The organism is Pseudomonas sp. TE21435 (assembly GCF_056279265.1).
Genome location: NZ_JBWBQZ010000001.1, coordinates 1,225,142 through 1,248,673 on the forward strand (window position 1 = coordinate 1,225,142; position 23,532 = coordinate 1,248,673).

The 23,532-nt window shown below is 61.3% G+C and carries 20 protein-coding genes and 2 pseudogenes; 17 read left to right on the plus strand and 5 right to left on the minus strand.

Going from position 1 to position 23,532, the window contains the following annotated elements; genetic code table 11:
• Window positions 1–84 precede the first annotated feature (84 nt).
• The 6 genes from ACZ9C1_RS05580 to ACZ9C1_RS05605 all read left to right on the plus strand — a co-directional run bounded on the left by ACZ9C1_RS05580 (window position 85) and on the right by ACZ9C1_RS05605 (window position 6,203).
• The gene (locus ACZ9C1_RS05580) at window positions 85–1,053 is read left to right on the plus strand and encodes an ABC transporter substrate-binding protein (RefSeq protein ID WP_476253707.1); all 969 of its coding nucleotides are present in this window, start codon (window positions 85–87) and stop codon (window positions 1,051–1,053) included.
• A gap of 76 nt (window positions 1,054–1,129) precedes the next feature.
• Window positions 1,130–1,981 carry an ABC transporter permease gene (locus ACZ9C1_RS05585; RefSeq protein ID WP_258701588.1) on the plus strand — a complete coding sequence of 284 codons (852 nt, stop codon included), beginning with the start codon at window positions 1,130–1,132 and terminating at the stop codon, window positions 1,979–1,981.
• Complete coding sequence (locus ACZ9C1_RS05590) at window positions 1,978–2,811, plus strand: quaternary amine ABC transporter ATP-binding protein (protein ID WP_102681981.1); 834 nt, start codon at window positions 1,978–1,980, stop codon at window positions 2,809–2,811. The genes ACZ9C1_RS05585 and ACZ9C1_RS05590 overlap by 4 nt, the downstream gene beginning before the upstream one ends.
• A gap of 12 nt (window positions 2,812–2,823) precedes the next feature.
• Window positions 2,824–4,347: a histidine ammonia-lyase gene (gene hutH, locus ACZ9C1_RS05595; protein WP_277504116.1), complete on the plus strand. Its 1,524-nt coding sequence runs from the start codon at window positions 2,824–2,826 to the stop codon at window positions 4,345–4,347.
• A 148-nt stretch (window positions 4,348–4,495) separates the two neighbouring features.
• Entirely contained in the window at window positions 4,496–5,629 is a 1,134-nt protein-coding gene (locus tag ACZ9C1_RS05600) for a pyridoxal-phosphate-dependent aminotransferase family protein (RefSeq protein ID WP_476253708.1), read from the plus strand.
• Window positions 5,630–5,651: 22 nt separating this feature from the next.
• A complete protein-coding gene (locus ACZ9C1_RS05605) occupies window positions 5,652–6,203 on the plus strand; it encodes a YdeI/OmpD-associated family protein (protein WP_476253709.1) in 552 nt (183 codons plus the stop codon).
• A gap of 481 nt (window positions 6,204–6,684) precedes the next feature.
• Here ACZ9C1_RS05605 and ACZ9C1_RS05610 read toward each other — a convergent pair whose 3' ends face one another.
• The gene (locus tag ACZ9C1_RS05610; protein WP_277504120.1) at window positions 6,685–7,605 is read right to left on the minus strand and encodes a LysR family transcriptional regulator; all 921 of its coding nucleotides are present in this window, start codon (window positions 7,603–7,605) and stop codon (window positions 6,685–6,687) included.
• A 176-nt stretch (window positions 7,606–7,781) separates the two neighbouring features.
• Between ACZ9C1_RS05610 and ACZ9C1_RS05615 the strand changes: the two genes are divergently transcribed.
• The 3 genes from ACZ9C1_RS05615 to ACZ9C1_RS05625 all read left to right on the plus strand — a co-directional run bounded on the left by ACZ9C1_RS05615 (window position 7,782) and on the right by ACZ9C1_RS05625 (window position 10,159).
• Window positions 7,782–8,879 (plus strand): alkene reductase, encoded by a 1,098-nt coding sequence (locus ACZ9C1_RS05615; RefSeq protein WP_476253710.1) that lies wholly within the window; start codon window positions 7,782–7,784, stop codon window positions 8,877–8,879.
• 208 nt (window positions 8,880–9,087) lie between these two features.
• Complete coding sequence (locus tag ACZ9C1_RS05620) at window positions 9,088–9,564, plus strand: VOC family protein (protein ID WP_214501679.1); 477 nt, start codon at window positions 9,088–9,090, stop codon at window positions 9,562–9,564.
• Between the two features lie 118 nt (window positions 9,565–9,682).
• The gene (locus ACZ9C1_RS05625; protein WP_258601039.1) at window positions 9,683–10,159 is read left to right on the plus strand and encodes an Atu1372/SO_1960 family protein; all 477 of its coding nucleotides are present in this window, start codon (window positions 9,683–9,685) and stop codon (window positions 10,157–10,159) included.
• Window positions 10,160–10,223: 64 nt separating this feature from the next.
• On the opposite strand, the gene ACZ9C1_RS05630 is transcribed toward ACZ9C1_RS05625, so the two are convergent.
• The gene (locus ACZ9C1_RS05630) at window positions 10,224–11,114 is read right to left on the minus strand and encodes a LysR family transcriptional regulator (protein ID WP_110703451.1); all 891 of its coding nucleotides are present in this window, start codon (window positions 11,112–11,114) and stop codon (window positions 10,224–10,226) included.
• A gap of 106 nt (window positions 11,115–11,220) precedes the next feature.
• Between ACZ9C1_RS05630 and ACZ9C1_RS05635 the strand changes: the two genes are divergently transcribed.
• The 6 genes from ACZ9C1_RS05635 (at window position 11,221) to ACZ9C1_RS05660 (ending at window position 16,123) form a co-directional block, all read left to right on the plus strand.
• On the plus strand, window positions 11,221–12,228 hold the full coding sequence (locus ACZ9C1_RS05635; protein ID WP_476253711.1) for a zinc-binding alcohol dehydrogenase family protein: 1,008 nt from the start codon (window positions 11,221–11,223) through the stop codon (window positions 12,226–12,228).
• 54 nt (window positions 12,229–12,282) lie between these two features.
• On the plus strand, window positions 12,283–13,455 hold the full coding sequence (locus tag ACZ9C1_RS05640) for an L-dopachrome tautomerase-related protein (RefSeq protein WP_277504124.1): 1,173 nt from the start codon (window positions 12,283–12,285) through the stop codon (window positions 13,453–13,455).
• A 209-nt stretch (window positions 13,456–13,664) separates the two neighbouring features.
• A complete protein-coding gene (locus ACZ9C1_RS05645) occupies window positions 13,665–13,991 on the plus strand; it encodes a putative quinol monooxygenase (protein ID WP_110703443.1) in 327 nt (108 codons plus the stop codon).
• Between the two features lie 113 nt (window positions 13,992–14,104).
• Window positions 14,105–14,908, plus strand: a complete 804-nt coding sequence (locus ACZ9C1_RS05650) for a glycine betaine ABC transporter substrate-binding protein (RefSeq protein WP_277504126.1) — start codon at window positions 14,105–14,107, stop codon at window positions 14,906–14,908.
• A gap of 243 nt (window positions 14,909–15,151) precedes the next feature.
• Window positions 15,152–15,715 carry a hypothetical protein gene (locus tag ACZ9C1_RS05655; RefSeq protein ID WP_277504127.1) on the plus strand — a complete coding sequence of 188 codons (564 nt, stop codon included), beginning with the start codon at window positions 15,152–15,154 and terminating at the stop codon, window positions 15,713–15,715.
• Window positions 15,716–15,739: 24 nt separating this feature from the next.
• Window positions 15,740–16,123 (plus strand): hypothetical protein, encoded by a 384-nt coding sequence (locus ACZ9C1_RS05660; RefSeq protein ID WP_277504128.1) that lies wholly within the window; start codon window positions 15,740–15,742, stop codon window positions 16,121–16,123.
• Between the two features lie 157 nt (window positions 16,124–16,280).
• On the opposite strand, the gene ACZ9C1_RS05665 is transcribed toward ACZ9C1_RS05660, so the two are convergent.
• Window positions 16,281–17,018: a PA3715 family protein gene (locus ACZ9C1_RS05665; RefSeq protein ID WP_102681988.1), complete on the minus strand. Its 738-nt coding sequence runs from the start codon at window positions 17,016–17,018 to the stop codon at window positions 16,281–16,283.
• Between the two features lie 854 nt (window positions 17,019–17,872).
• Between ACZ9C1_RS05665 and ACZ9C1_RS05670 the strand changes: the two are divergent.
• Both ACZ9C1_RS05670 and ACZ9C1_RS05675 read left to right on the plus strand, forming a co-directional pair.
• Window positions 17,873–18,052: pseudogene (locus ACZ9C1_RS05670) on the plus strand (HAMP domain-containing protein); the annotation flags it as partial.
• 273 nt (window positions 18,053–18,325) lie between these two features.
• Window positions 18,326–18,913, plus strand: a pseudogene (locus ACZ9C1_RS05675) (methyl-accepting chemotaxis protein); the annotation flags it as partial.
• A 13-nt stretch (window positions 18,914–18,926) separates the two neighbouring features.
• Here ACZ9C1_RS05675 and ACZ9C1_RS05680 read toward each other — a convergent pair.
• Together ACZ9C1_RS05680 and ACZ9C1_RS05685 are read right to left on the minus strand one after the other, a co-directional pair.
• Complete coding sequence (locus tag ACZ9C1_RS05680; protein ID WP_476253712.1) at window positions 18,927–19,748, minus strand: MrpH family fimbial adhesin; 822 nt, start codon at window positions 19,746–19,748, stop codon at window positions 18,927–18,929.
• 59 nt (window positions 19,749–19,807) lie between these two features.
• Window positions 19,808–23,503, minus strand: coding sequence for a response regulator (locus tag ACZ9C1_RS05685; protein ID WP_476254557.1), 3,696 nt, complete (start codon window positions 23,501–23,503; stop codon window positions 19,808–19,810).
• Window positions 23,504–23,532 lie beyond the last annotated feature (29 nt).

A 23,532-nucleotide genomic window follows, 5' to 3' on the forward strand; every position in this document is an offset into this window, starting at 1 on the left:
GCATCAGGACTTATTATTTTATCCTCTTTTATCGTTGTGAAATATTTCTCCTGCGCAGTGATCATCTTGTTTGGGAGCGTCACAATGACAATTACAAAAGCTCTGCTGTCCACGACACTTTCTCTAGGGCTCCTGGCGTGCGCTGGCGCCAGCCAGGCCGCCGGTTGGTGCGAGTCTGGCAAGCCGGTGAAGTTCGCCGGTTTGAACTGGGAAAGCGGGATGCTGCTCACCGAGGTGATGCAGTTCGTGCTGAAAAATGGCTATGGCTGTGACACCGACAGCCTGCCGGGTAACTCCATCTCCATGGAGAACGCCCTGAGCAGCAACGATATCCAGGTGTTCGCCGAGGAGTGGGTAGGGCGCAGCGAGGTCTGGAACAAGGCGCAGGCCGCCGGCAAGGTCGTCGGTGTCGGCTCGCCGGTGGTTGGCGCGGTCGAAGGCTGGTATGTGCCGCGTTATGTGATCGAAGGCGATGCCAAGCGCAAACTCGAAGCCAAGGCACCGAACCTCAAGAGCATTGCCGACCTGGGGCAATACGCCCAGGTATTCAAGGACCCGGAAGAACCGGACAAGGGGCGCTTCTACAACTGCCCGGCCGGCTGGACCTGCGAGCTGGACAACAGCCAGATGCTCAAGAGCTATGGCCTGGAAAACACCTACACCAACTTCCGCCCGGGCACCGGCCCGGCACTGGATGCCGCCGTGCTCTCGAGCTACAAGCGTGGCGAGCCGATCCTCTTCTACTACTGGTCGCCAACCCCGCTGATGGGCCAGGCCGACCTGGTCAAGCTGGACGAAAAGCCAGGCGTGGATAAATCCGTGACCATCAAGGTGGGCGTGTCGAAGACCTTCCACGAGCAGGCACCGGAACTGGTGGCGGTGCTGGAAAAGGTCAACCTGCCGATCGATCTGCTGAACCAGAACCTGGCGCGTATGACCAGGGACCGCATCGAGTCGGCGGAACTGGCGAAGGCGTTCCTCAAGGAGCACCCCGAAATCTGGCACAGCTGGGTCAGCGAAGACGCAGCCAAAAAGGTAGACGCGGCACTCTGAAGGGTGTGGGCCAGTCCGGCGCCTGCCGGGCATGCCTCACAGCAGTCCGCTTCACGCACTTGCTCGAGATAACTCCATGTTTCCCAAGAACTTCACGTTTTCCATTGCCGACTGGGTCAATGGTTGGGTCGATGCGCTGGTCACCAACTACGGTGACGTGTTCCGGCACATTTCCGACACCCTGCTGTGGGCCATCGTCAATCTCGAAGGTTTACTGCGCGCTACACCCTGGTGGCTGATGCTGGCCATCGTCGGCGGTATTGCCTGGCACGCCACCCGCAGAATCGTACCCACCGTGGTAATCGTCGGCTTGCTGTTCCTGGTCGGTGCGGTCGGGCTCTGGGACAAGCTGATGCAGACCCTGGCGCTGATGCTGGTGGCCACGCTGATCTCGGTCCTGGTCGGCATTCCGCTGGGTATCCTGTCGGCGCGCAACGATCGCCTGCGGGCGGTGTTGATGCCGCTGCTCGACATCATGCAGACCATGCCCAGCTTCGTGTACCTGATCCCGGTACTGATGCTGTTCGGCCTGGGCAAGGTGCCGGCGATCTTTGCCACCGTTATCTATGCCGCGCCGCCGCTGATTCGCCTGACCGACCTGGGCATTCGCCAGGTGGATGGCGAGGTCATGGAGGCGATCAATGCGTTCGGTGCCAATCGCCTGCAACAACTGTTCGGCGTGCAGTTGCCACTGGCGTTGCCGAGCATCATGGCCGGTATCAACCAGACCACCATGATGGCCCTGTCGATGGTGGTCATCGCCTCGATGATCGGTGCCCGTGGCCTGGGTGAAGACGTCCTGGTCGGCATCCAGACCCTGAACGTGGGTCGCGGCCTCGAAGCAGGCCTGGCCATTGTGATTCTGGCGGTTGTGATCGACCGCATTACCCAGGCCTATGGCCGGCCACGGCATGGGGTGGGCAAATGAGCGCCAAGCAGACGATGAACAAGATCGAAGTCAAAAACGTCTTCAAGATCTTCGGTGCGCGTGCCGAAGATGCCCTGAAACTGATCCGCCAGAGCAGAAGCAAAGAGCAGGTCCTGGCCGAAACCGGTTGTGTGGTTGGGGTAAACGATCTGTCGTTGTCCATCGGCAGCGGCGAGATCTTCGTGATCATGGGGTTGTCGGGCTCGGGCAAGTCGACCCTGGTGCGTCACTTCAACCGCCTGATCGACCCCACCAGCGGCCAGATCCTGGTCGATGGCGAGGACATTCTGCAGTACGACATGCAGGCCCTGCGCGAATTCCGCCGGCGCAAGATCAGCATGGTGTTCCAGAGCTTCGGCCTGTTACCGCACCGCACCGTGCTGGACAACGTCGCCTACGGCCTGAAAGTACGCGGCGAGAGCAAAGCCCTGTGCGCGGAGCGTGCCCTGCACTGGATCAACACCGTGGGCCTGAAGGGTTACGAAAAATCGTACCCGCACCAGTTGTCGGGCGGCATGCGCCAACGTGTGGGCCTGGCGCGTGCGTTGGCTGCCGACACCGACATCATCCTGATGGACGAAGCCTTCAGTGCGCTCGACCCGCTGATCCGCGCCGAAATGCAGGACCAGTTGCTGGAACTGCAAAAGACCCTGCACAAGACCATCGTTTTCATCACCCACGACCTGGACGAAGCGGTGCGCATCGGCAACCGCATTGCCATTCTCAAGGACGGCCGCCTGATCCAGGTAGGCACGCCGAAAGAAATCCTCTACCAGCCTGCGGACGAATACGTCGATCGTTTCGTGCAGCGTCGCGTAGCTTCGCTATAAGGAACCGCGTGTATGTCGTTTGCCGAAAAGATCATCATCACCGACACGCCCGTTCGCTGGCAGGACGTGGTGGCTGTGGCCCGGCATGGCGCGAAGCTTGAGCTGGACCCAGCGGCCTGGGCGCGGATCGAGAACGCCCAGGCGATCGTCCAGCGCATCGTTTCCAGCGGTGACCGCGCCTATGGCGTCAACACCGGGCTTGGCGCCTTGTGCAATGTCTCGTTGCAGGACGAACAACTCAGCCAGCTGTCGCACAACACCTTGCTCAGCCATGCCTGCGGCGTGGGTACCGCGCTGTCGGACGAGCAGACCCGGGCGATCATGTGCGCGGCGATCATCAACTTCTGCCAGGGCCGCTCCGGCCTTCAGCGCAAGGTGGTCGAGGCGCTGCTGACCTTGCTCAACCAGCACATCACCCCGCAGGTGCCGAAACAGGGGTCGGTGGGGTATCTGACCCACATGGCCCATATCAGCATCAGCTTGCTGGGTGTCGGCCAGGTCAGCTATCGCGGCCAGATCGTGCCGGCGCAGCAAGCCTTGGCCGAGGTCGGCCTGGCGCCGATCAAACTGGGTGCCAAGGATGGTCTGTGCCTGGTCAACGGTACCCCTTGCATGACCGGCCTTAGCTGCCTGTCTTTGGACGATGCCACTCGGCTGAGCCAATGGGCGGATGTTATCGGCGCCATGAGCTTCGAGGCCCTGCGCGGCCAACTCGATGCCTTCGACCCTGAAATCATCGCGATGAAACCGCACCCTGGCATGCAGCGCGTGGGCAGGAACTTGCGGCGCCTGCTCGAGGGCAGCGAAATCATTGCCAGCAGCCATGGCATCCGCACCCAGGACGCCTTGAGCATTCGCTCGATCCCCCAGGTGCATGGCGCCGCGCGCGATCAACTGGAACACGCGGCGCGGCAGATCGAGACCGAACTCAACTCCACCACCGACAACCCGATGTTGCTGGGTACACCCGAGTCGTATCGGGTGGTTTCCCAAGCCAACCCGCACGGCCAGTCCGTGGCCATGGCGGCCGACCTGCTGGCCATCGCGGTGGCCGAGATCGGCGCGATTGCCGAGCGTCGTCTCGATCGCCTGATCAACCCGTTGGTCAGCGGTTTGCCGGCCTTCCTGGTCAGCCAACCGGGTGTGAACTCGGGGATGATGATCGTCCAGTATGTGGCCGCTTCACTGTGTGCCGAAAACCGTCAGCTGGCTCAACCGGCCGTCATCGACAACTACGTCACCTCCGGCTTGCAGGAGGATCACCTGAGCATGGGCACCAATGCCGGGCTGAAGCTGCACCGCGCCCTGGAGAACTGCACGCAGATCCTCGCCATCGAGTACCTGTTGGCGGCCCAGGCCTTCGAGTTCCTCAAGGAGCAGCGCTTTGGCGCCGGTACCAGCATTGCCTGGCGGTTGTTGCGCGAACGGGTCCCGGCCTATGCCCAGGACCGTTGGCTGGCACCGGATATCGCCAGCAGTGCATCGATCCTGAAAGATCCCGGCCTGCTTGGCGTGGCCTTCCCCGAACTGCTATGAGCGATGCAGGCAGCAGGAGCGGCGGCCAAGGTCATAAGGCTGGTGTGTAATTGAGGGGCTTATCGCCGGGCTCTCAATGCATCTTGTCATTTGCAATGGCTTAGGGCAGGGTCGATGCCAAGGACATCTCTGCCAAAGGAGCCACACCATGTCGAAGATTTATCCCGGTATCGATCCCGAGGGGCTGGTCGAGTATTCGGTGGTCTACACGGACCGCTCGCTCAACCACATGTCCCAGTCGTTTCAGGGTGTGATGAAGAACATTTCAACCACCCTGAAACAGGTCTACAACGCCCAGGCGGTTGCGGTGGTCCCGGGCAGTGGCACGTTCGGCATGGAAGCGGTAGCCCGGCAGTTTGCCACCGGCCAGCAATGCCTGGTGCTACGCAACGGCTGGTTCAGTTATCGCTGGAGCCAGATCCTTGAGATGGGCAATATCCCGGCGGCCACAACGGTGCTCAAAGCCCGGCCGGTTGAAACGGGGCGCCAGGCGGCCTACGCCCCGGCCCCGCTGGAAGAAGTGTTGGCGGCCATTGAGTCGCAGAAACCGCAGATTGTCTTCGCCCCCCACGTTGAAACCTCATCAGGGATCATCCTGCCCGATGAGTACCTGCGGGCCGTGGGCGACGCCGTGCATGCGGTGGGTGGCCTGTTCGTGCTGGACTGCATCGCCTCAGGCGCGATTTGGGTTGATATGGACAAATGCGCAGTCGACCTGCTGATCAGCGCACCGCAGAAAGGCTGGAGCGCCTCACCTTGCTGCGCCCTGGTGATGCTCAGCGCGTTGGCCCTCGAGCGCATCGAATCGACGCAAAGCACCAGCTTCGCCTGCGACTTGAAGAAGTGGCTGCAGATCATGCAGGCCTATGAGCAGGGCGGCCACGCCTACCATGCGACCATGCCCAGCGACGCCCTGGCGCGATTCAACGAAGTGATGAAAGAGACACAGGCCTACGGTTTCGACAAGGTCTGCGACGAACAACAGGCCCTGGGTGATCGGGTGCGCGCAATGATGACCCGCAAAGGCATCAAGAGCGTGGCCGCAGCAGGCTTTCAGGCCCCTGGCGTGGTGGTGAGCTATACCGATGATGCCGATATCAAGAGCGGCAAGAAGTTTGCCAGCCACGGCCTGCAGATAGCCGCCGGCGTGCCGTTGCAATGCGACGAGCCGGCCGACTTCCAGACCTTCCGCATCGGGCTGTTCGGGCTCGACAAGCTGCACAATCTCGAGCGCACGGTCAGCACCCTTGAGCAGGCGCTGGACGAGGTGATGGTTAACTGAGCGCACGGTTGGAGAACCTGCCATGACAACAGAGGATGCGAGGTCGCGATTCGAAGCCAAGCTTCTTCGTCCGGCAAAGCCCGGTGATGGCAGGTTGTGGGCGTTCGTAGTGCTTCCAAGGGACGCGAGTGAGCGGCTTCCTAGGCGGGGAAGGACGTCCGTTGACGGCACGATCAATGGGCATTCTTTCCGGGCAACCCTTGAACCCGATGGGCAGTTGAGCCATTGGTTGAAGGTCAGTAGCGAGTTACTCGATGCGGCGGGTGTGGCTGTTGGAGATATCGTCACCCTCGAACTAGCCCCTGTGAAGAAGGAGCCCGAACCCGATATCCCAGCCGATTTCGAGAAAGCCCTGACAACCGCACCTGAGGCTCAAAAGGTTTGGAACACTACGACGACCCTCGCGCGGGTGGACTGGATCCACTGGATTACTTCAGCGAAACAACTCAAGACACGTGAAAAGCGCATTGGTGATGCCTGCGAGATGCTTGCGACCGGCAAGAAGCAGGTTTGCTGTTTCGACTCGTCCGGCTACTACAGCAAAGCATTTCGGGCGCCCGAGGGAGAAAATTGACCTTGGGCTGTCAATGCGCAGGGCACACAGCGCTGACAGTAGCTGCGCACTGTATTGGCTGCGGTGCCTGCTGCGAGAACGCCTTAACACCGGCGCTGGTGCTGTCGGCCAGCTCTGCCAGCACCAACCATCCTCTTTCGTCCGCAAGGGGCTTTCGGCTTGTTCAGTTACACCACGTCCTGGGTCACGACAACTATCCTGACACCGGGGGAGGTGGACGAAGTCCTGTTCGTTGCCAGCCATGCATTCGAGTTCTTGGGGACAAAGGCCGCCTACATGCGTAGCCCTTCATCCATCGTCGCAACTGTCCATTCCCCCGTACCAACCGGACATCTGGGTGAAGAGCAGGCAGTCCCTTGCTGGCCTTCCATTGAAGGCAAAAGCACAGAAAAACGCGACCGAAAGGTCGCGTTTTTGTTGATGTAGGCGTAACGCGGTATTTACTCGAATGTTCGGACTTGAGCGACAGGCAGCCTACCATTCAGATGGCGCGGATGTCCTGCGTCCCGGCCAACGACGTGCAGCGTTCGCGTAGAAAGGCCTGAAGGACCCTGACCCGTTCACTGACCTGAGCTCTGTGCGGGCACATCAGGTAGACCGGCGCAGGCTCTCCCTGCCAGCCGGCGAACAAGACGCGCAACCTCCCGGCACGCACATCCGTGACGACATCGAGCCATGCCTTGTACACGATCCCGTGCCCGGCAAGCGCCCAGCGCCTGGCAACTTCGCCATCATCGCTGCGATAGTCGCCGCGGACCTTGACCTCGCAGACCTCGTCACCACGGCTGAAACGCCAGACATCGTAGGGGCGCCCATGACGCTGGTAGATGATCGCCGAGTGGGCGGCCAGCGCCTGAGGTGATGCAGGCTCCCCCTGGCGGGCAAGGTAGGCGGGGCTGGCGCAGGCGACCCGATGATGCGCCTCCAGCACCGGCAAGGCCACCAGGGTTGAATCGACCGGGACGCCGAACCGCAGGGCGACATCCACCGGTTCGCCGAACAGGTTATTGGGGCGGTCATTGAGCAACAGATGCATCTGCAGGTGTGGGTGCGAGACACGCAACTCATCCAACCAACCCAGCAGCACACTGCGGCCGAAGTCTGAAGGTGCCGCCAGTTGCAATACTCCGGCCAGACCCTGCTGCCCCCCGCGAATCGCCCGTTCTCCTTCGTCCAATGCTGCCAGGGCAAGCCGCGCAGCCTCCAGATAGCGCTCACCCTCCACAGTCAGGCGCTGCTGGCGCGTCGAGCGGGCGAACAGGCGAACCCCCAGGCGCGACTCCAGGCGCTTGAGCGTGAGGCTGGCTGCCGCAGGGCTGATGTCCAGCTCACGCGCCGCGGCCGAGAGGCTACCGGCTTCGGCGGTTCTGACCAGCACTTTCAACTCAGCCAGCCCTTGCATTTGTAAGTATTCCTTAAAAGTTATGTGCCAAAAGCCATATTTATCGCACATTTCCAATAAATGATCATGCAGACACCGACAGAGCGCGACAATGTCGCCCATGTCTCTCGCTTTCAAGTTCGACCACATATGACTACCAGCACCCCAGCCAAGCCCCCTCTGACCAGGAGCCTCCCATGTCCAGCCCGCAGCAACTCTTCACCCCATACGAACTCGGCGCCCTCACGCTGCCCAACCGCATCGTCATGGCGCCGATGACCCGCTCACGCAGCACCCAGCCTGGAGACGTGGCCAATGCGATGATGGCGGATTATTACGCCCAACGCGCCAGCGCCGGGCTGATCATCAGCGAGGCGACGCAGATCAGCCCCCAGGGCAAGGGCTACAGCTTCACCCCTGGTATCTACAGCGCCGAGCAAGTGGCAGGCTGGCGACAAGTCACCGATGCCGTGCATGCCAAGGGTGGGCGCATGTTCCTGCAGTTGTGGCATGTAGGACGGATGTCCCACGCCAGCTTCCACGACGATGGCCAGCCGGTGGCACCCTCCGCGCTGCGTGCCGATGCGCAGGTATGGGTGGCCGGTGACGATGGGGTAGGGCGGATGGTCGATGTCAGCGAGCCACGCGCCTTGAACCAGGAGGATATCCAGGCGGTGATCGAAGATTATCGCCTCGCCGCCCGGCATGCGCGCGAAGCCGGGTTCGATGGGGTCGAGATCCACGCCGGCAACGGCTATCTGATCGACCAGTTTTTGCGCACCACCTCGAACCTGCGCAATGACGCGTATGGCGGCAGCCGCGAGAACCGTATCCGTTTCCTGATCGACGTCACCCGGGCCGTCGCCGGGGAGATCGGCGCGCAATGTACCGGTGTACGCCTGGCCCCCTTTATCACCGCCCGTGGCATGAACTGCCCGGACGTGATCCCGACCATTCTTCAGGCTGCCCAGACGCTCGACACCTTGGGTATCGCCTATTTGCACCTGGCTGAAGCGGATTGGGACGACGCACCGCAGATTCCGCAACCCTTCCGGCATCAACTGCGCCGCGAATTCAGCGGTGCGATCATCGTGGCCGGGCGTTATACCCTGGCGCGCGGCCAGGCGCTGCTCGATGCCGGCCTGGTGGACCTGGTTGCCTTCGGCCGTCCCTTCGTCGCCAACCCTGACTTCCCCGCGCGGCTGCAGCATGACTGGCCGCTGGCCGAGTTCGAGGGCAGCCGCCTGTTCGGCGGTGACGAAGTGGGTTACAGCGACTATCCCGCCTATCAGTGACGTGGCGAACGAAGATAACCGGTGCTTCGAGCCGGATGATTGTCACTTGTGCAATGAAAGTGTTCATGGGCAGGGCTGATTAATCCCGGGCACTGAGCACGCCAGACTCGACACGCGCAATGCCGGTCTCCAACACGATGTACCGGTGCGATGAGCCGCGTGTTCCAACGGCTCGCTTATTGGCATTACCCCCAATCCGGAGGATTTCATGGGCATCCTTAAACTCGACCATTTCACCATCCGCACCCCGCTCTGGGTAGAAACCGCAGCGTTCTTCGAGCACGTGATCGGCCTGGTGCCAGGGCCCCGGCCGGGGTTTCTTTTCCCGGGTTACTGGATGTATGCCGGTGACCAGCCGCTGTTGCACATCGCCAGTGTCCAGGGCGACCCAAAGGAACTTCAGATGTACCTGGGCGACAAGCCAGGCGGGTATGGATCGGGTTCGCTCGATCATGTGTCGCTGCGTTGCGAGGGACTGGTGCAAGTCCAGGCACGATTGCAATCCCTGGGTATTGCGTTTCGTGAACGCGTCATACCACAAATCGGCGAACACCAACTGTTTCTCGAGGACCCTAACGGCATAACCATCGAGATGATCTTCGACTACGTACCGGGTAGCCGAATTGTTGGCCAGAGCATGCCGCACCTTGAGATTGAAGCGCCTCACACCGTCAGCCCAGATTGACCGCCGTTGGTTCGACAAGGATCTGCGGCGACCTGCCTCCTGCTTGAGTTTTCCTCGGCATGGCGTCCAGGCGCGCCTTGCGCGTGCTTGACAATAACAACAGCACAAGGACCTCACCATGAACATGCTCGACACGCCCGAATCACGCCTGCAAGCTGCCGGTCTGACTTTGCCCAGCCCGGCACCGGCACTGGGCAACTATGTACCCTGGAGCATCGTCGGCAATACGCTGATGACGTCTGGGCAGTTTCCCTGGGTCGATGGGCAATTGCAGTACCGAGGCCGCCTGGGGCGCGATCTCGACCTCGGCCAAGGCTATGCGGCCTGCCGCTTGGCGGCGTTGAACGCGATCGCACAGCTCAAGGATGCGGTGGGTGAATTGAGCCGGATCCGTCAGATTTACAGGCTCGAAGGCGTGCTCAATGTGGCCGAGGACTTCTACGATCATGCCAAGGCGCTGGATGGGGCTTCGGACCTGTTGGTGGAGGTCTTCAACGAGCGAGCCCGTCACACACGCATGATCTGGTCCAACCCCGTGATGCCCATGGACGGCTTCTGCCTGGTGTACCTGTTCGCTGAAATCGATGCCCAGTGAACGGGAGCCCTGATCATGATCCAGGCCAACAAACTGTTCTTCGCCAGTTGCCTGTTCCCGTTGATCAGTCGCGCTCGAGCCCGGCGAAGCGGCACGACAACCAGGCGTGCAACTGCCTCACCGCAGGCGACAACTGCTTGCGGTGCGGGCACACCAGGCTCAGCGGCATGATCGGCCCGGGGTGATCCTGCAACAGTACGACGAGTCGTCCGGCCAGCACGTCGTCGCTCACATCCAGCCAGGATTTGTAGGTGATCCCTTCGCCGGCCACGGCCCAGCGCCGGGCGATATCGGCATCGTCGCAGAGCAGGGCGCCACGCACCTGGACGGTCTGCGCCCCCAGTTGCCACTTGTCGTAGATCCGGCCTTGCTGCATGTACAGCAGGCACTGGTGTTCGCGCAGGTCTTCGGGGGCCTGCACCGCACCTTGCCGCGCCAGGTACTCGGGCGAGGCCACTAGCACCTTGCGGTTCCAAGGCGCCAGTGGCAGGGCGATATAGTTGGCGTCGGCGTTAAGGCCGTAGCGGATGGCGATATCCACCGGGTCACGGAACAGATCGGCGATCTGGTCGGAGAGAAAGAAGCGCAGGTTCAGCTGCGGGTGTTCGCGACGAAACGCCGTGAGCCAGGGCAGCAGCACGTTACGCCCCAGATCGGAGGGCGCGGCCACCTGCAATGTTCCGCTCAACTGGGCGCTTTCCCGATTCAGGTTGTCCCGCCCGTGTCGGAGGGCTTCCAGGGCAGCCAGGGCAGAAGGCAGGTACTGCTCGCCCTCGGCCGTCAGGCGCAGGCTGCGCGTAGTTCGGGCGAACAGCCGCACATCCAGCTCACGCTCCAGGCGCTTGACCGCCTCGGCCGCCTGGCCGGGCAACAAATCGGCCTCGTGGGCCGCCGCGGTAAAACTGCCCAGCGCGGCGCTGCGAACGAAGATGCCCAGGTCGTCGAGACGGATCATTATCACTCCTGCAATGAAAGTGTTCACGGGCAGGGCCCGTTTTTCCCAAGGACCGGACACGCCAGACTGGATTCACGAATCAAACCATATCCAGTAGCGAGTGCCTATGAAAGCGATCAGTTTCATCCACAACGGCTTGCCTATTGAAGACCCAGCGTCTCTTCAAGACATCTTTATGCCCAGGCCGAACCCTGGGCCAAGGGACCTTCTGGTCGAGGTCAAGGCCGTGTCGGTCAACCCCGTCGACACCAAGGTGCGCTCTGGCACTTTCACCCGTGAGCCGAAAATACTTGGCTGGGACGCGGCCGGGATCGTCCGTGAAGTCGGGCCGCAGGTGACCCTGTTCAAGCCAGGTGACCAGGTGTACTACGCAGGTTCCATCGCCAGGCCCGGCAGCTACAGCGAATATCACCTGGTCGACGAACGTATCGTTGGGCATCAACCACGCAGTCTGGGTGCAGCGCAGGCAGCCGCGCTGCCGCTGACAGCCATCACCGCCTGGGAATTGTTGTTCGATCGCCTGGGTATCGTGGAGGGCGGCGGAGAGGGCGATGCCCTGCTGATCGTCGGCGCCGCCGGCGGCGTCGGTTCGATGCTGGTGCAGTTGGCCCGGCAACTGACCCGCCTGACGGTTATCGGCACGGCCTCCCGCGCCGAGACCGCAGACTGGGTGCGCGAACTGGGCGCCCATCACGTCATCGACCACAGTGCGCCGCTGCAAGGGCAACTGCGTGCCCTGGGGATCGAGTCGGTCAGCCATGTCGCCAGCCTCACCCATACCGATCAGCACTTCGCGCAACTGGTTGAAGTGCTGCGGCCGCAAGGCCGCCTGGGTGTGATCGACGACCCGCAGACCCTCGATGTCATGCCGCTCAAGCGCAAGTCGCTGTCATTGCACTGGGAGTTGATGTTCACCCGCTCGCTGTACGAGACCGACGACATGGTGTGCCAGCACGCGCTGCTTGAGCGCGTGGCCGGGCTGATCGACCAGGGCATCCTGCGCACCACTCTGGGCGAGCATTTCGGAGCCATCAATGCTGCCAACATGCGCCGTGCCCATGCGTTGGTCGAGAGTGGCAAGGCGCGCGGCAAGATCGTTCTGGAAGGCTTCTGAAACCTATTTGACAGACAACCGCGGACCGGCCGATCCGGTCCGCCAGGAGCAAGCATGCTTAAACAAACCGTGTTTCTCTGCGCCGCACTGACGGCAGGTATGTCCTCTGCGCAGGTTATCGATGCCAATGCGCTATCTGCGCATGCGCCCGCAGAGCGGGCATTCGGCAAGCTCGAACAGGTCCATGCATTCCATGACGCCATGCCGACAGGCGTCACCGTCACCGAGGCCGGGCGCATCTTCGTCAACTATCCGCGCTGGGGCGACAAGGTCCCTTTCACCGTCGGCGAGCTTCGTGACGGCGAGGTCCGACCCTTTCCGGACCTGTCGTTGAATCAGGAGGACCCGAAGGACCCCGCAAAAGGGTTGATTAGCGTGCAGAGCGTAGTTGCCGATGGCCGGGGCCGCGTCTGGCTGCTGGACACTGCGGCACCGGGGTTTCAGGCGCCGCGCCCTGGTGGCGCGAAGTTGATCGCAGTGGACCTGGCGAGCAATCGAATCGTCAAGCGGCTGGTGTTCCCGGAAAACGTGATGTTGCCCAGCACCTACGTCAATGACATGCGCTTTGATTTTCGCCATGGCGCCGAAGGCACGGTCTATGTGACCGACTCCTCGCTGCGCGGTCCAGGGGCGATCATCGTGATGGACATCGCCAGCGGTCGCGCCGAGCGCCGTCTCAGTGGTGCCCTCTCGACCTCCGTGGCACCAGGCTTTGTTCCGGTAGTCGAGGGGACACCGCTGATGGCGAGCCAGCCGGACGGCACATCGAAACCATTGTCGGTGGCGTCCGATGGTATCGCCTTGTCAGCCGATGGTCAGACGCTCTACTTCACGCCGCTGTCGAGCCGACACTTGTATGCCGTGTCCACCGCCTTGTTGCGCGACCCTGCCATCAGCGAGCAACGGCTTGCCGCAGCCGTGGAGGACCTCGGTGAAAAGGGCGCCTCCGATGGGATGGAGGCCGACGCCGAGGGCGCTGTCTATGCCGGCGATTACGAGCATAACGCCATCCGCAAGCGCTGGCCGGACGGGCGCTGGCAGACGTTGGTGCATGATCCGCGACTGCTTTGGCCCGATACCCTGTCGATCGGGCCGGATGGCTACCTGTACTTCATCGCCAACCAACTGCACCGCCAGGCGTTGTTCCAAGGCGGGCGGGACCTGCGGCAGAAACCCTATGCCTTGATGCGCCTGAAGATCGATGCGGCGCCGGCACCGACCCATTGAGCACTTGTTGATCGTCAGTGAACCCAACTTGCTCTACCGCTGTACCAGCAAGCCACGGGCGACACAGATGTGATCGGTATTTTCACTGCAGCCGTGAAAGTGTTGACGCGCAGTCCAGGTTACTCCGGGCGAGCTGCCCGCAGACACTGACACACACCTCGAGGCAGGCCTTACCGCGCCTGCCTTGGACAACCGACCAGGAGCACGATATGAACCGACAGGATCACCCCCTTGTTTCCCTTGCCATCCTCAAGGCCAGGCAGGGCCAGGCACCGGCACTGAAAGCGGCCTTGCTGGCCTTGATCGAGCCAACCCGAGCGGAGCCCGGCAACCGCGACTACATGCTGTTCGAACGCAGCGACGAGCCCGGGACGTTCTACATGCGCGAGGCGTTCGACCACCAGCAGGCCCTGGACACGCACCTGGCCACCGCACACTTCCAGCGTTTTGCCGAGCAAGCCGACCAGCTGTTGGCGGAGCCCTTGCAACTGATTTTCCTTGACCCGGTTTCATCTGCCGTTGCGCCCCATCCCTGAGGGTGCGGGCAATGCGACCGGTCAAGCGCAGACAATTCATCCAGGCCCTGGCCACTGTGGCTTTGCTGCCAGCGGCATTGGCGCGTGGGCACACACAAGATAGAGGGGCAACCATGGTAAGGCTCGGCGTCACCGACTTGTCTTTTCACCATGCCACAGCAGCGGTCGTGGCCCTGGTGTTGCAACGCATGGGCTTCGTGGTGGAGCGTTCCAGCGCGCCGCACGAGCGCAACTTCGAGCGGCTGCGCGAGGGCGCGATCGACATGCTCGCGTCGGCGTGGATACCTTCAAGCCATGGACTTTACAAGGCACAGGTGGAGGAACAGGTAGCAACCCGTGAGCTGGGGCTGCATTACACGCCCTATGCATTATGGGGGGTTCCCGATTATGTACCGGAATCGATGGTCGCGTCGGTGGAGGACCTGCTTGACCCCAGCGTCAGCGCACGCGTGCACAAACAGATTCAAGGTATAGGGGCGGGCGCCGGCATTACCCGCTTCTCCCTGAAAATGATGGTCGACTATGACCTGGTGAGTGCCGGGTACAGTTTCCGTACCGGGACCCAGGAGCAATGCGTCGCCGCCTATGAGCAACTGGTGCGTGAGGGCAAGTGGGGAATAGTGCCGCTCTGGCACCCGCAGTTCCTGCATCACAGCTATCGGATCCGCGAGCTCAAGGACCCCAAGGGTTTGCTGGGCAGCGTTGACCGGGCCGTATTGCTTGCACGGGACGACCGGCTATCGGGTTTCAGTGCCGCACAGCTGCAGGTGCTCGACAACATCCGCCTGGACAACACCATCGTGGCCGAGCTCGACCACGCCATCAACCGCTGCGGCGCGAGCCCTGACGAAGCAGCGTGCGCCTGGTTCGAGAAGCACCCGCAGGTGCTGGCTTCGTGGTTACGGCCAGTGTCCTGAATCCAGGGGCGTTGCACGGCTCCTAATCGACGACACGGTTTTGACAGATCGTCCCCTGATACACGGATCATGCGCAACTGGCGTCGGGACTTTCGGCGAGGCTGCAGAGGAGGGCGCTCAAGACCCGAATGGGGTGGCCGCTGCGCTATCAGCGGTGCATAGGGCGGATGTACTAGATAGCCCTTTGCCTTATGTTCAGGCGAGAAACTATCGCCTCGAAGAATAGGCAAAGGACTGCCCCCCATGATCGTGTTCAAGAAGCAGCTCCTGCCTGTCGCCTTTGTATGCAATGTCCTCGCTGCCCAGGCGAGCGATGTACTGATGGGCGACTTTTGGGTAGTCCACTACCAAGGTGGCTTGGGCAAGAACCAGGTGTTCGTCGCAGACGGCGACCCCAATAACATCTTCAATCGCCCAGGTGGCGCGAAATCATTGGGCGTTTATCAGCTTTACGAAGAGCCCGGCAAACCCAACTTTACGGCGTACGATGTCGAAATCGACTGTGCAAAGAACCGTGTACGCATTATGGGTGCGCAGGATTTTCGCAGTGTTTTCAATGAATTGCACAACGCCAAGTATTCCAGTCAATGGCAGAGCAAACCTGACACCTGGTTGGCGCAAAGCCGCGACTTCCTGTGCAAACCGGCTGACCGCCAGGCCCGGAAAATGGAGCGCCTGGGTGTGATGCCGGCATCGCAAATAGCCAAGGCAGGGCCACAGCTGTTCCAGATATTGAACCGCGAGGCTGCCAAGGCAGCCATCATGCAGAAGATCGACGAAGGGTTCGCACAGATGTCTGCCAAGTAAAGCGGCCTCCAGGGAGAAGACCTTATGAACCGATTGTTCGCATTGGGCCTGTTGGCCACATTGCTCAGCGGCTGCGCATCGCTGGAAGCCAGCAGTGCCTGGAAAGATCGCCCGGTGGGCGAGCTGATCGATTTCTTCGGCGTGCCACGGCAGGTCATGGTGGTGCCGGAAGAGGATCTGGTCGTGCTCAGGTATGTGCGCGACAGCAGCTATGTCACACGTGAAGCCGCGGGTACTTACACGGGGCCGCAGAACGGACAGCTTGTGCACACGGAATACTGGGAAGACGTGCAGCACTCAGGCAGCTGTCAGATCGATGTGTTCGTCAACAGAGCGCGACTGGTGCAGAAGGTGCGGACGAAGGGGCGCTGCGCAGTTATCGAGATGGCGCCGGCGGCTCGAGCGTAATCCGGCAGATACAAACCATGGGGTGATCGACTCAAGAGGTCACCTCCCATAATACGTTATTTAACATAATATACATTATGCGTAAGTTCGTATTGAACACCATGCCCAGAGGGAGGCCAGATTTCAGCCTCCATCAAAGCCCCATTGCCAGTCCAGCTCACTGGTACGTCAATTCCTTCGGTACTCCATACCGACCGCCGTCATAATCCAGGCTGAACGTCTTCGTCCTCGACTTGACCTCCATTTCTTCACAGTCATCCTCGCCCTTGAGAACGGCCTGCCTGCCAGTCGAAACCTCGGTAACCCGCAATCGGCTGAATCCATCCTTGCCAGGTTTGCCAATCGCCAGGGTCCGCTTCGTCTCGCCGAATTCACCGGCGCAGACACCGTCCCATTCGCCATTGCTCTCGCTTACCACCAACTGCCCCATGATCTGCCGCAACTGCGAACCGTCGGTTACGTAGAGATTCAGGGTTTCGCTGCCGAACGGATTGACCCGTGACGAGCCTGTATGACTGATGCGCACGCCAAATGCCCGCAGTCCGGGCGCGACCTGGTAACGTGCGGTGTCCAGCGTCAGGCCTGAAAACCGCACCGCGTCGGAAGCGATCGCAGCCTCCTGGTAACTGTGGGCTATGACCTTGCCGCTTGCGGCATCGGCCACCAGCACATCCAGGCCGTAATCGCCTTGCCCGTATTCATCGACGTTCACCATCAAAGGCAAGACTGCCAGCACCTGACTGGCGTCTGCGGGATTGACCTTGCAGACCACAAACTCGGTGGCGAGCTCCAAGGTTGGATGCAGGTCCTGGGCCCAGGTTTGCAGGTGCTGCGTGCAATCGCCCCAGGCGATCATGGGGGCAAGCAACAGCGGTAACACGGCGAATCGACGCATGAAGGTGTCTCATTCCTTTGATGTTTTTGCCAAGGTAAGCGAGTTGGGCGAAAACTTCACACGCTTAATAGATTCCTGCAACACGTCCCTGCGCCCTACTCAGCTTTTAATAACCATAAAGTATAACTCAACTAAATAAACATTTAGTTGAGTTATATATAAGCCAGGAAATTCTGAAGCCGTGGCATGAGCCTACTGCCTACCCTCCTCCACAGACCTGTTCCGGCCAGCGAAATACCTCCAACCATCTATGCTCACCAAACCCACCCCACGGAGCCTGTTCGAAAATGGACATTCGCCAGAAAACCATCGGGTTCGGTCTGGTCAGCATCCTCGCCGCCCTGTTGCTCGGCGGTAGCGGCCTGCTCGCCGAGCATGACCAGAACCAGGCGTTGCAACGTAGCGAGGCCAGCATGGCGGCCCTGCGCAATCATATGGAAGGCGACATGATGCACGATGCGCTGCGCGCCGATGTGCTGGCCGCCCTGCTGGTCAAGCCGGGCGATACCGACACCGCCAACCAGGTGCTGGCCGACCTCGACGAGCACGCCAAGTGGTTCCGCAGCGTCGTGCAAAGCAACCTGGAACTGCCTCTGGACACTGACCTGCACCAGGCCATCAACGACCTGGGCCCCCTCCTCGACCACTACATCGCCAGCGCCACCTCGATCATTCAGTTGGCATTGCAGTCGCCTGAACAGGCCCAGGCGCAGCTACCGGCCTTCGTCGCCGCCTTCAAGGAGCTGGAGCAGCGCAACAGCACCCTCAGCGACTTGATCGCCGGCAATGCCGACAAGAGCCGCGAACAGAGCACCGCCACCCTGCATCAGGGCATCAGCGTGCTGGTGGCCGGGATGATCCTGGCGACCCTGGCGTTGGTGCTGTGCACCTTCCTGCTGCTGCGCTCGATCCTGCGGCCATTGAGCCAGACCATGGCGGTTGCCGAGCGTATCGCCCAGGGCGACCTCACCACCGCGATCGAGGTCCACGACCGTGACGAAACCGGGCATCTGTTGCGTTCGCTGGCGGACATGCGTGACAGCCTGGGCAATATGATCAAGGCCATCCATGAAGAGAACCTGCTGCTGCGCGAAGTGGCCGATGAACTGGGCCAGGCCTCCAGCAGCCTGGTGCAGCGTACCAGCCAGCAGTCCGACAGCGCCGTGAGCATGGCCTCGGCCACCGAGCAGATGATCGCCAGCCTGGCGCGGATCGCCGACCACGCCCGCGATGCGCAGGCCATCTCCGGGCAGTCCGAGCGCCTGGCCAGCGACGGCGGCGAGGTCATCCTCAACGTGGTTGGCGGCATGCAGGGGATCGACGAAGCGGTCAACCGGTCCTCTGAAACCATCACTGTGCTGGGGCAAAGCTCAGAAGAAATCCATTCGATCATCCAGGTGATCAACACCATCGCCGAGCAGACCAACCTGCTGGCCTTGAACGCGGCCATCGAAGCCGCCCGTGCCGGCGAGGCCGGGCGCGGGTTTGCCGTGGTCGCCGACGAAGTGCGGGGCCTGGCCGGGCGCACGGCGCAGTCGACCCGGGAGATCACCGGCATGATCGAACGTATCCGGCAAAGCACGGGCAACGCCGTCGACAGCATGCAGACCGGTGTCACCCGGGTCCGCGCCGGCGTGGAGCTGGCCACCCAGGCTGGCGACTCGATCCAGCAGATTCGTGAAGGCGCCCGCCGCGCCGCGTCGGTGGTCGAAGAAATCTCGCAGACCATCGGCGAGCAGACCCGGGCCAGTCAGGATGTCGCCCAGCAGGTCGAGCTGATCGCCCGCATGTCGCGGGACAGCACCGACACCACGCGGCAGTTGGCCTCGGCGGCGCAGCGGCTGGGCGAGATTGCCCAGGGCATGCAGGCCAGTGTGTCGCGCTTTCGGGTGTGAAGGGTACCGTGGTTCAGGGCATGGAAACGGTCATTACCGCGGAGCCGGAAAACTCTCCCGGAGTGACCAAGCCGCTGCCAACCAGTCTTGACTTCATCAGGAGCCGCGCAGGACTGCCCTCTTCCACCGCGACAGGCAGGCCTGCCGAGGCGTCCAAGCCATTCATGGTGAGCTGCGAGTACAGGCTGTTGTCGGACCTCAGGCGCACACCCTTCGAGCCATCCCTGCTCAACGTGACAGTGACGCTGGATACATTGGTACAAGCCAGTTGCAGTTGTGTCGCCGCTTCGTGGCCATTGACCTCTGTGTCTTTCACAGTGCCGTGATCAATGAGCGGAGAACCATTGATTTGGCACTGCACCACAGGTTTCTTGACTTTGGTACAGGGGCCTACAGGAACCACGAAGCCACCAGAGCCTTCGTACGAATAACCTTCGGTGAACGAGATGCAGAACCGGTCATCGATGGTCGTGGTCTTGGGGACGAGTACCGATCCATGGAAAGGGATCCTGAAGCCCTGCGTGCTCAACTGGCTGTAGATGCTGCTCATCGAGGTCGAGGGCGTCAACCTCCAGTAGTTTCCACTGGAGATCATCCTCATGTAGTTGCCTGCTCCGTGAACACCATGGATGCTCAGGTTACAACTGACCGCCCTGAGATCGGTACAGTACGCTCCGCCCCCGCTGTTCCAGTCGGTGACCGTGAAATAGTAACGGGTTCCCCCCGGTTCGATGCGGCTTTCATCCGAAACGATGGTGACCGCCTGCGCCCTGCCGATCACCGTCGCGACGATGATGGCCAGGGCGAAGCGGGAGTACCTTGTCGACTTGCTCATCACAATCTTTGCCTGGCACATTGGACGTACAGAGTACGTAGGCAATTAGCTGTGATTACCTAGGCAGTATCCGAGCCATCACTAGGAAATTTCCGAAGATACATGAGCGCCTGATCCAGTGCATCGATGGCGGACTGTACGTCCTCGACCGCCTGCGCAAGGCGCGCAACGCTGATATCGGTGCTCTGGCACAGCCACTCCAGTTGCCGGCAACTCTCTACCACCTGCTGCGCCTTGACTACACGTGCGGCGCCCTTGATCCGGTGCGCAAGCTCGGCCAGGGCCCCGGTAGCCCCCTCCTCCAGCAATCGGCCAAGCGCTTGGCTATCCCGACGGTTATTGCCAACCAGCTTGTCAAGAATCTCGCGGAACTTGGCTGGCTGATTGCTTACCAGCACCTCAAGAGGCCCCAGATCCAGCAATGGGCTCTCAGCGTGCCGCATCGGCAGTGGCGCAGGTCCAGGCATGCTTGAAGGCTCGCCAGATGTGCCCAAGGCAGCGAGGCGTCTGCCGAGCTCATCCAGTCCTATAGGCTTGATCAGGCAATCATCCATGCCGGCCTGTATGCACTGTTCAATTTCTTCAGGCTGGGCATCGGCAGTCAAACCGATGATCACGGTGCGTTCAAGCCCTTTCTCCTGTTCCTGTCGCCGAATCTCCCGCGCCAGTTCCACACCGCTCATGACAGGCATGTGGCAGTCGCTTATGACAATATCGAAGGCTTGCGCGCTCCAGCATGCCAGGGCCTGCTGGCCATCCTGCGCCTGGATGACTTCATGGCCGAGGAACTGCAGTTGCTGGTGCAGCACCTGGCGATTGACCTGGTGATCATCCACCACCAACACCTGCAGACAGCAGACCTGACAAGCCGGCTCGGGCGATGGCGCGACAGCGCCACTCATGCGCTCCAGCACCTGCAGGCGCAGGTCAACCGCCACTCGCGTGCCACGGCCGGGCTCACTGCTCAGGTTTACCTGGCCACCCATCATTTCGCACAGCGAGCGGCAGATCACCAGGCCAAGCCCGGAGCCCTCAAGATGCTGAACATTGCGCTTGACCTGAGCAAAGGGCTGGAACAACCGGCTCTGCTCGGCTGGGCTTATACCCACGCCAGTATCTTCCACCACAAGAGCTACCTGGAGTACAGCATCCTCGACCAGCACACCACCCATGCGGATGCTGATGCGCCCCTCCTCTGTAAACTTGATGGCATTGCTGACCAGGTTCGACAACAGCTGCTTGAAGCGCAGGCCATCGATCAGTACATCGCAATTGATACTGGAGTCGACATCCAGCGACAGGTTCAGGCGTTTCTGACGCGCCAGCCCTTCAAACACCCGGACCACCGACTCGGCCAGTTCACGCAGGTTGGCGCGTTTGGGCGAAAGGCTCAGATGGCCGGATTCGATGCGTGCGATGTCAAGGATGTCGCCGATCAGGGACAGCAGGCTCTTGGCCGAACCATGGGCGATTTCGATGCTGGCACGGTCGATCGGCGTGCTGTCGGCGCGCTTGAGCGCCAGCTCCAGGATGCCGATCACCGCATTCATCGGCGTGCGGATCTCATGGCTCATTGTCGCCAGAAAACTGGTCTTGGCGCGGCTGGCCGCGTCAGCGCTGTCTTTGGCCTCTTCGAGTTGGCGCACCAGCTGGCGGTGCTCAGTGATGTCCAGCCAGCCACAGATGACCCCTTTGGTGACACCTTTTGAGTCATTGAACGGTTGGATCCAGTGGTTGACCCACACCTCCCGGCCCTGCAACTGGAAGGTGCAGACCGTCTCGATGGTTTGTCCATCACGCATGGCTTTGAGGTAGTTACGCTGGAAATCACCCGAGCGCTCGAAGTGCCCTGCCGGCAATTGGCGCACGTTGCGCTCCAGTACCTGGGCAGCAGACAGGCCAACGGCCTGAAGGTAACTGCGGTTGCACGACAGCATGCGCCCTTTTACATCGCGCACATACAACGGCGGCGGCATGCTGTCGGTCAGGGCCTGGACGAATTGCAACTGGTCGCCGAGCTGCCGTTCGGCGACCAGCCGGGCCCTGACCTGGCGACGAAGGTAGCCCACCCATACCAGGGAGAGCCCCAGCAACAGCGCGGCACCGGTGATGATCTCGACGATCAGCCACTGGTAATCGACCCAGGTCTCCCCGCTCATGCCGGGCGGGGAGCGCCAACGGTTGGAAATCGCATTGAGTTCATCGGGCGCCACGTCGCGCAGGACCTTGTCGATGATCGACTGCAGTTCGGCATCACTTCGGCGCATGGCGAAATTGACGGTCGCCGGGCCGATATCGAGCGCGCGCTCGATCGCTAGTTGGCCATCGAAGAGGCGCTCGTTGTAGTACCGCGCAGCTGGCAAGGACACCACTGCGGCGTCCGCCCTGCCCTGGTACAAAAGGTTCATCGAGTCCAATGAACCGCCTGCCTCGATCAGCCTGGCATGCGGAAAGGTCGCACGAAAACGAGGAATAGCGACATGCCCAGTGGGAATGGCCACCTTCTTGTCGGCCAAGCTCATCGCAGAGGCCTGCTCCCGGGCACGGCGCAGCAACACGAACGGGCCACCCAGCAAAGGGCGCGAGAAACGCAGGTGCTCCTCACGTGTCGGGCTGGCGGTCATGATCGCCAGGTCCGCGTCACCCTGGCGGACAGCATCGATGATCTCAGGGAAGCCACCTCCGCGCGAGACTACCTGGAAGTGCAGCCCGGTACTGAGGGTAATGACTTCCAGCAGATCGGCTATACCACCGGTGAACACGCCTTTGGCGTCAAAATAGGCACCAGGTGCCAGATCATCGTTGATCACCAACCGTGCGACGGGATGACGCTCGATCCAGCGCCGCTGCTCCGAGGTCAGCTCCAGTGGCGTCTCGCCGGGAATGAAACTGTTGCCAACCCAGCGTTTGGCCAAGGCGCCCATCCGCTCATTGCCAATGGCATGGATGGCAGTGTCCAGCAGTCGCTGCAGACGTGTGTTGTCCGCACGCAGCCCATAGCGGTAGTCAGCAGAGATCACATCGACAAAGCGTTCGAAGCGCACATAGTCGTAATAGGATCGGTTGATCTGGTAATAGGCGCTATACAGATCGTCCAGATAGACATCGGCCTGCCCGAACGCCGCTGCCGCGATTGCCTGGCCCGGGTCGGCGCTCACCTTGAACTGCGCACGGGGAAAGCGCTCGCGTAATGCCTCGACATGCTCGTCTGTCACGGCCACCTGCAGCCCGGCCAGGTCGGGCGGCGAATGCCGAGGTTCGGCGCTGGGCCTGAACACCGCCAGGCGATCACTCGCGTAAGGGGCGCTGAAGATCAACGTGTCGGATGGTGCTGGGCTGGCATGACGGCTGAGTACGTCAATGGTACCGGCCTGTAGTGCCTGCAGGGCATCCTGGTCGCTGGCATACGTCACCGCTTTCACCCGCAACCCCAGTAACTGCGCAACCAGAGCCGTCGCATCGGCGCTAATGCCTTCGTAACGATGGCCTTCGGCACTCACTGAAAAAGGTGGCGCCTCGCTGGGCGAAACACCGATCCTGAGTTCAGCCTTTTGACGCAACCATTGCCAGTCTTCGGCCGCCAGGTTGACGGGATAGTGTTCGGCGGCAAGCAACCCCGTGAGCGCTTGCGGCACAGGTAGCGTTGCTGCCGTCAGTTGGGCGCAGAACAGAATCAGGCATGGGTACAGCCATGGAAACCGTGGAAGCATGGGGGATAGAAAACCGAAGGGAGCAATGGATTGAAGGGGATTCATCAATGATGGCTGTGAGCCGTTGATCGGTC